General features: G+C 29.4%; 13 protein-coding genes and 1 pseudogene. 11 read left to right on the top strand and 3 right to left on the bottom strand.

All coding sequences use genetic code 11. The features are described 5' to 3' along the window. Positions 1–1,173 precede the first annotated feature (1,173 nt). From HMPREF2930_RS02035 to HMPREF2930_RS02020, 4 genes are all read left to right on the top strand, one after another. Complete coding sequence (locus HMPREF2930_RS02035) at positions 1,174–1,434, top strand: hypothetical protein (RefSeq protein ID WP_017175344.1); 261 nt, start codon at positions 1,174–1,176, stop codon at positions 1,432–1,434. Between the two features lie 1,380 nt (positions 1,435–2,814). After that, complete coding sequence (locus HMPREF2930_RS02030; protein WP_017175345.1) at positions 2,815–3,129, top strand: hypothetical protein; 315 nt, start codon at positions 2,815–2,817, stop codon at positions 3,127–3,129. Further along, a complete protein-coding gene (locus tag HMPREF2930_RS02025; protein ID WP_017175346.1) occupies positions 3,122–3,880 on the top strand; it encodes an ImmA/IrrE family metallo-endopeptidase in 759 nt (252 codons plus the stop codon). The genes HMPREF2930_RS02030 and HMPREF2930_RS02025 overlap by 8 nt, the downstream gene beginning before the upstream one ends. Next, a complete protein-coding gene (locus HMPREF2930_RS02020; protein ID WP_017175347.1) occupies positions 3,873–4,484 on the top strand; it encodes a hypothetical protein in 612 nt (203 codons plus the stop codon). The genes HMPREF2930_RS02025 and HMPREF2930_RS02020 overlap by 8 nt, the downstream gene beginning before the upstream one ends. 979 nt (positions 4,485–5,463) lie before the next feature. On the opposite strand, the gene HMPREF2930_RS02015 is transcribed toward HMPREF2930_RS02020, so the two are convergent. Further along, complete coding sequence (locus tag HMPREF2930_RS02015; RefSeq protein ID WP_017175348.1) at positions 5,464–5,658, bottom strand: hypothetical protein; 195 nt, start codon at positions 5,656–5,658, stop codon at positions 5,464–5,466. A gap of 282 nt (positions 5,659–5,940) precedes the next feature. Here HMPREF2930_RS02015 and HMPREF2930_RS11505 point away from each other — a divergent pair, with 282 nt between their 5' ends. The 3 genes from HMPREF2930_RS11505 to HMPREF2930_RS02005 all read left to right on the top strand — a co-directional run bounded on the left by HMPREF2930_RS11505 (position 5,941) and on the right by HMPREF2930_RS02005 (position 7,553). Continuing rightward, entirely contained in the window at positions 5,941–6,111 is a 171-nt protein-coding gene (locus HMPREF2930_RS11505) for a hypothetical protein (protein ID WP_155979871.1), read from the top strand. Between the two features lie 227 nt (positions 6,112–6,338). Beyond that, a complete protein-coding gene (locus HMPREF2930_RS02010) occupies positions 6,339–6,566 on the top strand; it encodes a hypothetical protein (protein WP_017175349.1) in 228 nt (75 codons plus the stop codon). 285 nt (positions 6,567–6,851) lie between these two features. Then, positions 6,852–7,553, top strand: a complete 702-nt coding sequence (locus HMPREF2930_RS02005) for an HAD family hydrolase (RefSeq protein WP_017175350.1) — start codon at positions 6,852–6,854, stop codon at positions 7,551–7,553. A gap of 145 nt (positions 7,554–7,698) precedes the next feature. On the opposite strand, the gene HMPREF2930_RS02000 is transcribed toward HMPREF2930_RS02005, so the two are convergent. Then, complete coding sequence (locus tag HMPREF2930_RS02000; protein WP_002449060.1) at positions 7,699–8,361, bottom strand: deoxynucleoside kinase; 663 nt, start codon at positions 8,359–8,361, stop codon at positions 7,699–7,701. Continuing rightward, complete coding sequence (locus HMPREF2930_RS01995; RefSeq protein WP_017175351.1) at positions 8,354–8,971, bottom strand: deoxynucleoside kinase; 618 nt, start codon at positions 8,969–8,971, stop codon at positions 8,354–8,356. The genes HMPREF2930_RS02000 and HMPREF2930_RS01995 overlap by 8 nt, the downstream gene beginning before the upstream one ends. Before the next feature lie 63 nt (positions 8,972–9,034). Here HMPREF2930_RS01995 and tadA point away from each other — a divergent pair, with 63 nt between their 5' ends. The 4 genes and pseudogenes from tadA to HMPREF2930_RS01975 form a co-directional block, all read left to right on the top strand. Continuing rightward, positions 9,035–9,523, top strand: coding sequence for a tRNA adenosine(34) deaminase TadA (gene tadA / locus HMPREF2930_RS01990; RefSeq protein WP_037541123.1), 489 nt, complete (start codon positions 9,035–9,037; stop codon positions 9,521–9,523). Between the two features lie 117 nt (positions 9,524–9,640). Beyond that, positions 9,641–10,506: pseudogene (locus HMPREF2930_RS01985) on the top strand (HAD family hydrolase). 27 nt (positions 10,507–10,533) lie between these two features. Next, a complete protein-coding gene (locus HMPREF2930_RS01980; RefSeq protein WP_002455716.1) occupies positions 10,534–11,100 on the top strand; it encodes an NADPH-dependent FMN reductase in 567 nt (188 codons plus the stop codon). A gap of 314 nt (positions 11,101–11,414) precedes the next feature. Further along, positions 11,415–11,722: YSIRK-type signal peptide-containing protein (locus HMPREF2930_RS01975; protein ID WP_083297534.1), on the top strand; the 308-nt coding region annotated here is incomplete at its 3' end.

The following is an 11,722-nucleotide window of genomic DNA, read 5'->3' as shown; positions in this document are numbered from 1 at the left end:
GCTCAACGTCAATAAAGCAATTGGAATAAAGCAATTTTATTTATTGTTTTATTTTTTATTGTTTATAAATCTGAATAGTAAAGCAACAATTGCCATAATAATAACTAAGATAAACATGCTGACATTGATTGTAGTTTTAATTTGTCCATTGGTTACGAATATTGAATTAATGATTATAGTCAAAGAAATGATGATTAATAGAATTGTAAAAAAATTGTATAGTTTATTCATATTTTATTAAACCTTTTTTATATTTTTTAACTCACTCAGAAATGGGGGGGTTTTTGTTTTTTAGAAACGAGTTGAAAACGAGTTTCTTCTTGTCTTGATATTATATAGAAATAATACAGAGTTGAAAAAGAAATGTAAATATGATTTATTAAATTTTATAATATAAAAGTAAGCGTTTTCTATTTACATTTAGAGCCTTTTATAAGACAATGAATGCAGCTACTGAAATTTACTACTCAAAATCGAGTATCCTTTAATAAACTGACTGTATCCCTTGGGTGCAGTCTTTTTTATTTATAACTTGTCAAAACTTTACATTTCATATAATAACAAACGTACTTAAAATTCCGCTTGTAATCAGTACCTTAAAATAGGGAAGTGGTTTAACCTGTTCAGTGGACTTATTACTATTTTTTAATATCCCCAAATTTGAGGATATTAGTTTATTGCTCAATCTAAATGTACTGAGTAAATATACTTTCTCAGCTCAAAAGTAGCTCAGTAATATAAGTCCATTTACTGAAACCAAATTTGGGCTAAGTAAATATATTGAAAGTTGTATTTCGCTTCTAAAAGCTGATACGTCAAGTTAGCGTATCAGAGATTTAAATATAAGCTTATTAATCAATTCAATAGCTAACGCACTAAGTTAGTGCATTAGAAAACGAAAATATTCGTTCTCTAAAATTAAGATTAATACAGCCGAAATGTCGGCTCAATAGAATATAAACAGAAAACCGAAATGTTGGTTATCTAATTCTGAAAAGGCATTTGTGGCTTTTCTGCGTAGTCAAAATGGCAACGTAGCATACATTTATGATGTATGATCTCATGGCGCAAATGTGCGCAGTGAATTTCACAGTCCAAATCTGAACAGTGAAACTATTAAAATACAAATAATACAATGATATGCTAATGTAAAGTTAAAAAGGGGTATTAGCAATGGCAAAAGCTTTAATGTTAATCATAACTATTGTTTGTATAGCTTATATTGTGTATAACTTCATTAAAGATAAACCAGTCATTAATATTTTCTTTGCTTTAATAATACAATCAATTTTATTATTTCTAATCCGCTTCTTTTGGATAAATCAATCTTTTAATAAATCACTTTTATCGTCTTTTGACTTATTTACGATTACGGTTGTAGTTATTTATTTGATATATAAATTAAGTAGAAGAAAAGAAAAAGGGGATAATTAATTACTGATAGCTGCGTACTCAACTTGAGTACGCAGCTTATAAATGACCTAGTAATAAATTTCATTCCCCAAATTTGGGGAGTGAGAATGTAAAAAAATTATAGATACTGTAAAAATTGTAGACAATGAATAAATTCAATGCCTATAATGATATTAGAAGTTGTTCCCTTATGAAGCACTTCTATATTATATTTTTCTATATGTGAGTCATTTTTCTTGGCTATGTCCATTGGGCATAGCTTTTTATTTTATTGTAGACAAATATATAAATAATGAGATAATAGTAAAAGAGGTTTAATGACTTCTAAAATCCTTATATACCTAGAGTTTTTACTCTACTTCGACGACATAGGAGCTAGCCTTAATTGGTTAGCTTCTTTTTTGCGTAAAAAAGCACTCTCAACTTAGTTTATGACGGACTAAGTGAGAGTGTAGATGAAAAGTAAGGAGTGAAACGTTTTTATTACTTTATTACATACAAACCAATGACTTTTATTATAATAGTGTGGCTAAATAAAAATTAGTGTGTAATAATAATAATTGAGATTGTCTAACTGGCGACTCTTTCCTTTCCACTAAGTATTTCTTCTCCATTGAAAATACTGTATGTTTAGGCAATCTCGATATTTCAAAAGCTTTCAAATAGTATAATTCTTTAGGGGGCGTAAAGCCCCTTTTTGTATGCGAAAAAGTCTCACTAGTACATGACTAGTAAGACTAAGTTTCAATGAAAGCAATGTTAACTACGAATTATTTTAACATACATCTACTACACTTAATAGACATACATTTTATTATACACTGCCGTAACCATTCGTGACGGTAGCTGCATGAACAATTCGTTCAGTCATGTATAAAAGGGAGTAGGGAAACACGACGCCCTTTGTTAGTTGATCTAAGTAAGGACTGAACGAAACGTTATCCCCTTATTCATGAGGTCGTGAAACGCTACCCCATAGATGAGTGAACAAAACGTTCCCCCATGTGTCGCAACTTGCGACGTTAGGTAAGGAGAAGTAGCAACCGCTTCGATACATTGGCACATTCCCAATTTAAGCATATATTAATACACGAGTGCAGTCCTAATTTGGGATTGCAGCATTAACCAGCTTGTCGATTTAACAATGTGGTTATTAATAAATATTACGTGTCAATAATTTTAAATGCACTTGACAAAATTTGAGTGAATGTATAGTAAAAAGCATAAAAATGACTTATTATAATAATAAGAGTTATTAAACGTAACACATCTTAAGAAATACGCAGAAATTTAAACGCTGTTTTTGTGTATGAAATATAGAAATTATAAACACAGTGACAGCGTAAAAATCGCTGTTATTTTTATGTTTAATATGATGTGTTGATAATGGAGGAGATTAAAGTGCTAGCTACAAATATTCCAAAGTATACCCAAAATGAATTAGTAGCACTAATTAATGAGAGAAAGATAAATTTAACTAATGAAGGATACGATGATTTAGCAACAGCTATTGAGGGGAATTTTATCTTTGACAAAAAACTCTTTTTACAATGTGCTGAAATTCTAGATATCGACAAAAAAGAAATTTTTGATGTAGAGAGTATTTCTGATGTAAGCTTTAGAGGTACTGGATCAGAAAAGGATATTAAAAATATCATTAAATTGTTTGAAATTATGGTACAGCAAAGTAAGTTAAGAGGTAATATAAATGTCTAAAAAACATAAAATTTCTAAATCTCGAAAGAAAGAACTTGAAAATGAAGTTACTGAAACAGTAAGAAAATTTAAAGAAGACTATCCTCATATAAAAAGTCCCATTGAAAACTCTTATTTAACTATTGAGAACATGGGATTTTTTATTATAGGAAAAAAATTAGATAATGATATATCTGGCTTCCATTTAAATATAGGCGATTATAAGTGCATTTTTATAAATAGAAATCATCACTATGCTAGACAAAACCAATCACTATGGCATGAAATATATCATTGGTACACTAACGATATAGGCCATATAAGTTCTAAAAATGCTATTGAATATGAAGAAATGGAGTATAAAGCAGATAATTTTGCATCTAAAATTCTTATAGACAGAAATAATTTAAAAAATGTAATTTTATCATCCAATATAAATATTAAATTTATAAGAAAGAGGGAAATTGTTCAATTACAGAATTATTATAGAGCTTCTTATATGAATGTAGCTAGAGCTTTATATGAGGTTTACCCTAATGAGTTTAATCGTAACAGAATGAATTTAGGTCAAAGAAATAATCATGAAAAACTTATTGCATTTTGTAAAGAGGAAAGTTTAGATTATTCAATATACGATATACCTAAATCCGATTACATATCTAGTTCTTTTATAGAAGATTTAAAGCAAAATTATATAGATAACAAAATAACATTAGATTATTTAGAAAGTATTCTTAACCTCATAGATGAGGAGTTGAATATTATTGAATGAGATTAAATGTGTATGTGACGCAAATATATGGATAGATGCATGTCATTGTGACGCAGAGGTGGATTACTTAAACGAATATAGTGTAGTTGGTTTTGCTGAACAAGTGCATAATGAAATAGTGAAATTTCAAAGTAATAACGATAAGTTTTCATACATATATAATAAATATGTTGCTAATCAAACTTCTTATGAAATTTTAAAAACTAGCGATTTAGGAGACATGGAAGCTCATTTTAGACATGAGTTAAGTCTCAAAGGCTTTACAGATATAGATAATAGTCAAAAGAACATAAAGAATCTTGGTGAATACGCTTCTTTATATTTTGCGTATTATTTAAAAATCCCTTTAATTCACAGTACTGATCTTGATTTTATTCAACAAGAAAAAGAAAGAATGCCAGATATAGAAATTATCACTTGGAATGAAATATGCGAGAAAATTTCATATGATGACGATGATAGGCTTAAAAAGAATAAAATTATAGAGAAAAAGAAACAAGAAATGAATAAAAAGAAACAGGAAATTGATAGTAGTAAAAAACAGTTTCTTGAAAAAAAATTAGAGAAATTAGTAAGTGCGACTAACGCAAAAAGGAATAAATAAAAAAATTAAACATTAAAGAATTAGCACACGGACAAGTTGAATAATTCGTTTCAAACGTCACTTACAAAGTGGCGTTTTTTATTTTGAATACGTTATTTAAAAATATACATTAAACATGAGTAAAAATAATGATATGAAAAGCTAAAATAACAATGTTTATAAATCGTTATAAATATATATAAAATATACTTATTGTTGGAGAGTCATTGTGCCGGAATATAAATAACTTATAAAAACAAGCTGGAAACGTTATGACTACGTGGTTTCTAGCTTGTTATTTTTCATTTTAGATCAACTTTTGGGGAGCATATAAAAAAGTGAGTTGGCTTCTTTTTTGCATAAAAAACCACTCTTAACATAGCTTATGTCGAACTAAGTAAGAGTGGTGACGTAAAATAAATAAGGAGCAAAATATTATAACAAAATATTCTGCTAATTAAATTATACCCTTTACAAATAAAGATAAACATTTTTTTATCATTTTAATAATTAATTAGATTTAAATGTAAAAAATATTATTTTTTATTTCAATAGTATAGATAATTAAATTTTATTATGTAATAATAAGTAATGAGATTACCTAAATGACAACCCTTGACTTAGTGTTTTTCTTCTATTACAAATACCATATACCTAATACCATTATTACTTAGGTAATCTCAACATTTGAAATTCATTTAAATGATATAGATCTTTAGGGGCATAAAGCTCCTTTTTTTATGCGAAAAAAAGCCTCACTCGTACACGACTAGTAAGACTAAGTTTCAATGAAAGTAATGCTAACTATGATGTTGCTCTATTTGATTACCTTAATCCAATTTTTATCCGTGATTTGGATCATCTTAGAGTAATTAATACGATATATATTTGATTCAAGTATCATCAAGAGACCAATAATAAAATAAAGTAAATTGAAAAAGTGGAAAGACAACTTTAAATGATGTCTTTCCACTTTGTTGAGAATAGAAAATATAAGGAATTAGATATTTAAATAATGTGAAGAAATAAAATTAATGAGATACCCCATTAATGCTAATATACCAAGTGATACAAATAATGCAGAAAATCCTCTGCTAATTGTTTTATAAGCGAGTCCTTCATTTTCTGCTAAGAAGAAACTTAATATAAATAATCCAATTCCGATTCCGAATAAAATAAAAATAACGATTAACATGAATATATCCTTTCATTTTTAGTAATGATATGATGAATATCATTGTTAAAATTACTCAATAGCATATCACAAAGATATTTTATAGAATTTTATATTTTTTTAGTGAAGATTATAATCACCGTATTATCTATTAATTAAACCACTTATAGATATAAAAGCAATAAGGCAAATTTTTTGTTATTTTTCAATACATCTTTCTCATTTTTTTGGGAACTTGATGAATAATTTGGACTTCTAGGCAACATTTAATATGAAATAATAGGGAAATCAAGACATTTTAGCATGAATTATATCAACTTAGGCAGAAATATCCCATCAATTAAAATATGTACTAAACTATTAGTTGTAAACATATTTAAGGAGATGAAAACCATGTTAGATATCTTTAATTTCATTAAAAAAGTATATGATTTAGTAAGTGGTATTCTTGTAAATGGTGAACCGAGAAATTAATTAATTGTTTCCCCCTAATCGAATTGAATATATATTTTCATTAAATACTAGTAAAGCACGCTTTTTATTTAGATATAGTTACTAAATAAGAAGCGTGTTTCTTAATATATAATTTAAATTATAGCGAATTAACATTTAGGTATTAAAAGTAAACAATTAAGGAATTGTGCACAATTTTTTAATCGTTTATGATAAAGTTGAAACACATTAAATAAGAGGTGATGATAATGACTGAAGTTAAATATTCAAACAATGAAATTGAAACATTTTCTGATTTTCATAAGAAAAAACATCGTGATACATGTTGTATAGCACCTAAAATTAAATATCATGAAGATAAATTTGTATTTTCTCCAGTTTCTGACGATACTGAAACATCAAATATTAAAACATTTATTACAGAATGCAAAAACTGTGGAAAAGTAGAGTTTTTTAATATAGCACCTGTAAGATGATAAATATATAATGGAATGAAATGTTGATACTTATCAACTTGTTGTAGGCAATAAAAATGAAGTGATGTATGATATTTTTAGAGACTATTCCCTTACACATAGTCTCATTCCCGTTGAGGCATAGTAATGCCAACGTTATTCAAAACTAGTTTTATATATTCTTAGTTGAGTCATACCTAGAGAGGTATGGCTTTTTTTATAAACGTATGCTAAGCAGTTCTTTTACTATACTTAAAAGAACAATGTATATTACAATGAAATACAAAATAAGGAGTGTATATATAAATGGAATGGATATTATTTGATAAAGATGGTACATTAATTGAATTTGATCATAGTTGGGAAAAAATTGGCGTACGCCTGGTAAATAGTTTCCTGGACACATTTCCTGTAGCGAATAAAGAAGCAACGCTTCGCAAACTAGGCGTTGTTAAAGATACGATTAGTCCGGATTCTGTTATGGGTTCAGGATCGTTAGATGAAATTGTTCATGCATTTAATGATGAATCTGGAAAAGATGTTTCTAAATGGACGCGTGATACAAGTCAAGCATTAGTAGATAGTCGTGAACCAGAAAATAACTGGATAGATGGCGTTTATGATATGATTCAATCATTACGACAAGAAGGCTATAAAATTGGTATTGTGACTAGTGACTCTGAAAAAGGAGTGACACAATTTTTAGAAGAAACACATTCTAAAGATGCGTTTGATTTAGTCATTTCTACTGAAGCGCATGCGGCTGAAAAACCCAATCCTGAAGTACTTAAGCCACTTTTTGATCATTACGATGTTAAACCGGAAGATGTAGCCATTGTAGGTGACACAAATAATGATATGAAGACTAAAGTGAATGCAAAGTTAGGTTTAGCCATTGGTGTATTAAGTGGTATCGCAAAAAAAGAGGAACTTGTGGATGCTGATTACGTGATTGAAACAGCTGTGAGTGTACCAGAAGTATTAAAAAAGTATACACAAAATAATTAAACAAAAAGAGATTAAAGTATAATGGTTATTTTCTACATTTATAACATATTGGCAGCCAAGGACTGAATTAAACATGTATTTAGACCCATTTTTTAATTCTAGTCCTTCTTGCCTAGATGAGACAGTAAAGTCTGTCTCTCTTTTTTTATCGATGATCTACATTTCGATATGTTTGAATAATATGTGCAATTTTGTCGATAATTGGATCTAAAGAGTCGGGGTTTTCATGAATATCATATTCATTAATATTCACTCTTACTACGGGACAAGCATTAAAATTGTTAATCCAATTTTCATAGCGTTTAAATAACTTTTTCCAATATACTGGATCAGTATTCATTTCCATATCGCGGCCACGTTGATGAATACGATCAATCACTTCATCATAGTCACAATCTAAATAAATTAAAACATCTGGTTTAGGGAAATAGGGTGTCATAACCATTGCTTCAAATAACTCCGAGTAAGTTTTAAAATCTTCTTTACTCATTGTTCCTTGTTCTTCATGCATTTTTGCGAAAATATCAACATCTTCATAAATAGAACGATCTTGTATAAAGCCTCCTCCGTATTCAAACATGCGTTTTTGTTCTTTAAAACGTTCAGCTAAAAAATAAATTTGCAGGTGGAAACTCCAACGTTCAAAATCATTATAGAATTTATCTAAGTAGGGATTATGGTCTACATTTTCAAAGGAAGTTCTGAAATTGAGTTTATCAGCAAGCGCTTGAGTTAATGTAGATTTTCCTACGCCTACCGTTCCAGCAATTGTAATAATTGCATTTTGAGGGATACCGTAATTATTCATATTTTATATCTCCTATCATGGGTTTAATTTGGTTTAAAATCAATTGATAATCTGATTCATTTTGTACAAAATCTAAATCAGAAGTGTCGATTAAAATCACATTAGCACCGTCGTTTTTTAATGTTTCATAAAATGATAAATAATCCTTTTTTAAATTAAGTAAGTAGCTATCTTCAATTTGATGTTCAAAGCTACGGTTACGTTTAGCAATACGACGTTTCAGTACATCTAAATCAGCATCTAAAAAGATGATCATATTAGGTAATTCAAGATCTTCAGTTAAAATATTGAAAATACGATTGAATTTATCAAATTCTGATTCGTTAAGTGTATTGCGGGCAAAGATTCTATTTTTATAAATATGGTAATCACTTACCACACCTTGATTAATTTTTGCAATATCTTGTGCTTGTTTATAACGATTACAAAGGAAGAACATTTCAGTTTGAAAACTCCATTTTGAAATATCATCATAAAAATCAGAAAGAAAGGGGTTTTCATTAATGATTTCATTTTCTTCATAATAATTAAAGGTTTGGCTAATTTTATGAGTAAGAGACGATTTGCCAACGCCAATCGGACCTTCTATTGCAATAAATGGTTTATTCATAATTACATCTCCAAATGTTAAAATAGACATTGAGTATTTTATCATAAGTAAGGGATGACACATATGACAAATGATGAATTTTACATGAAATGTGCAATTGAAGAAGCGAAAAAGGCTCGACAGCTTGGTGAAGTTCCAATCGGAGCAGTGATCGTTAAAGATAATGACATTATTTCACGTGCCCATAATTTAAGAGAAACCCTGAAACAGCCTACTGCTCATGCTGAACACTTAGCAATAGAACGGGCAGCTAAAGTCATAGGAAGTTGGCGTTTAGAAGATTGTACATTATATGTCACATTAGAACCCTGTGTCATGTGTGCTGGAACGGTTGTAATGAGTCGTATACCACGAGTTGTATATGGCGCGATGGATCCTAAAGGAGGATGCAGTGGTAGTTTAATGGATTTACTACAACAACCACAATTTAATCATCGTGCAATTGTTGAACAGGGTGTGTTAGAAGAAGCGTGTAGCAATTTATTGAGACAATTTTTCCGTGATTTAAGAGCTAAAAAAGTTAAAAGAAACACATCACCGTACAAAAGATGATAAATTTGTTAAAATAGGAGCGGTAAAACAAATTTAAATTTTGTAATTGTGTTCACTGAATATGTATGTTCTAAAATATAATAGCTGTAAGTTGAGCTAATGAAATGAGGTAACGGCATGATTAAACTGATTGCAACAGATATGGATGGGACACTGTTAAATGCAGCACATGAAATTTCAGAAGAAAATATTAATGCGATTAAATATGCTCAATCAAAAGGGATTACAGTAGTCATTGCAACGGGTCGTGCGTTTTATGAAGCAAGCACGCCCATGGCTGAAACAGATTTAAAAGTGCCTTATATTTGTTTAAATGGTGCAGAAGTACGTGATGAATCATTCAATATTATGAATACCTCTCATTTAAATCATGAATTAGTAGAACGAATTAAAGCGATTCTTGATCGAGAAGACGTGTACTACCAAGTGTATACGAATAGAGGGATTTATACAGAAGATCCAACACGTGATTTAGATATCTATTTAGATATTGCAAGAAATGCAGGCCAACAAGGTGATGTTGAAAAGATTAAAGCAGGGATTCAAAAACGTATAGATAACGGGACACTCAAAATTGTCGATAATTACAAGGATATTGAAGATATTCCGGGAGAACTGATAATGAAAGTACTGGCGTTTAATCCAGATCTTGAAAAAATTGAACGTATTGGAAAAGAATTATCGGCCATATCAAGTCTTGCTGTTTCATCATCATCACGTGGTAATTTAGAAATTACGCATTCAGATGCTCAAAAGGAATTGCATTAGAAACTATTGCTAATCAACTTCATATTGACTTACAAGATGTCATGGCGTTAGGTGATAATTTAAACGATGTATCCATGCTTGAACGCGTAGGCTATCCTGTTGCGATGGACAATGCGATGCCCGAAGTGAAAGCTATAGCTAAATTGGTTACAGATACCAATGAACATAGTGGTGTAGGTAAAGCAATTATAAAAGTTTTAACTGAAGAGAAATAAATAATATTTAAGAGGTGTTAGAACGAAATGAAAGGACTTATCGTAGTAGGAAGTGCACAAGTAGGTTCACATACCAATGCACTAGCTAAATATTTAACAGGACAATTCGATAATCATGATGTCGACGTAGATATTTTTGATTTAGCTGAAAGACCATTAAATCAACTTGATTTTTCAGGAACAACACATTCAACAGAGGAAATTAAAGCGAATACAAAAGAGTTCCAAGATAAAGCGATGGAAGCGGATTTTCTAATTTTTGGTACGCCAAATTATCATGGTTCATACTCAGGCATTTTAAAAAATGCGTTAGATCATATTAATATGGATTATGTCAAAATGAAACCAGTGGGCTTAATTGGTAACAGTGGCGGTATCGTAAGTTCAGAACCACTCTCACATTTACGTGTCATTGTTCGTAGTTTATTAGGTATTGCTGTACCTACACAAATTGCAACACACGATTCGGACTATGCAAAATTAGAAGATGGCACACTGTATTTAAATGACGAAGAATTCCAATTACGCGCAAAATTATTTGTTGATCAAATTGTATCATTTGTAAATAACAGTCCGTACGAACATTTAAAATAAATTATAATAATGTAAAAAAATACATTTATAAAGGAAGAAACTAGTTTAAAGAGCGATAAGTATCGCTCTTTTTTTATTTAACGAGAAAGTTTGTATATCATTTGTAGATAATTATAACTTGTTTAAGTGAATTGACTTAAAAAGATTAAAAACACCTATCTATTGTATGACCCAATATTTATTTTTTTATTGTAAAATTTTTTAAAAGTATTGTGTTAAATGATAAAATGCATTACTCTAGAAGTGTAGTTACATATAATATTATATGTAGTTTACATTTTAAATGTGAATAATTTAATTATTAGGAGGTAATTATGAGTAAAAGAAGACAAGGTCCTATTAACAAGAGATTGGATTTTATTTCTAATAAGTTAAATAAGTACTCCATAAGAAAATTCACTGTAGGAACAGCTTCAATATTAGTTGGTGCTACATTGATTTTTGGTCACGCTGACGATGAGGCAAAAGCAGCTGAAGAAAATCATATGGAAAATACTTCTCTAAATAGTATAGAGAATGATAACGACAAAAATAATCAAAAAATTGACTCATCTAATGAAACTGCTACAACATCAACAGAAGAAAATACAACAGAAGAAGTAACAACAAAAGAAGCGCCATC

Source organism: Staphylococcus sp. HMSC068C09, from assembly GCF_001813735.1.
Lineage (GTDB): Bacteria > Bacillota > Bacilli > Staphylococcales > Staphylococcaceae > Staphylococcus > Staphylococcus hominis.
The sequence above is the reverse complement of the archived record's forward strand: the minus strand, read 5'-3'. Positions and strand labels throughout refer to the sequence as shown.

Excerpts from the sequence above, each read along its gene's own strand:
- HMPREF2930_RS02010 (WP_017175349.1), top strand. The coding sequence starts at position 6,339 with ATGACTGAAGTTAAATATTCAAACAATGAAATTGAAACATTTTCTGAT.
- HMPREF2930_RS02025 (WP_017175346.1), top strand. The coding sequence starts at position 3,122 with ATGTCTAAAAAACATAAAATTTCTAAATCTCGAAAGAAAGAACTTGAA.
- HMPREF2930_RS02015 (WP_017175348.1), bottom strand. The coding sequence starts at position 5,658 with ATGTTAATCGTTATTTTTATTTTATTCGGAATCGGAATTGGATTATTT.
- HMPREF2930_RS11505 (WP_155979871.1), top strand. The coding sequence starts at position 5,941 with ATGAATTATATCAACTTAGGCAGAAATATCCCATCAATTAAAATATGT.
- tadA (WP_037541123.1), top strand. The coding sequence starts at position 9,035 with ATGACAAATGATGAATTTTACATGAAATGTGCAATTGAAGAAGCGAAA.
- HMPREF2930_RS02005 (WP_017175350.1), top strand. The coding sequence starts at position 6,852 with ATGGAATGGATATTATTTGATAAAGATGGTACATTAATTGAATTTGAT.
- HMPREF2930_RS01995 (WP_017175351.1), bottom strand. The coding sequence starts at position 8,971 with ATGAATAAACCATTTATTGCAATAGAAGGTCCGATTGGCGTTGGCAAA.
- HMPREF2930_RS02000 (WP_002449060.1), bottom strand. The coding sequence starts at position 8,361 with ATGAATAATTACGGTATCCCTCAAAATGCAATTATTACAATTGCTGGA.
- HMPREF2930_RS02035 (WP_017175344.1), top strand. The coding sequence starts at position 1,174 with ATGGCAAAAGCTTTAATGTTAATCATAACTATTGTTTGTATAGCTTAT.
- HMPREF2930_RS01980 (WP_002455716.1), top strand. The coding sequence starts at position 10,534 with ATGAAAGGACTTATCGTAGTAGGAAGTGCACAAGTAGGTTCACATACC.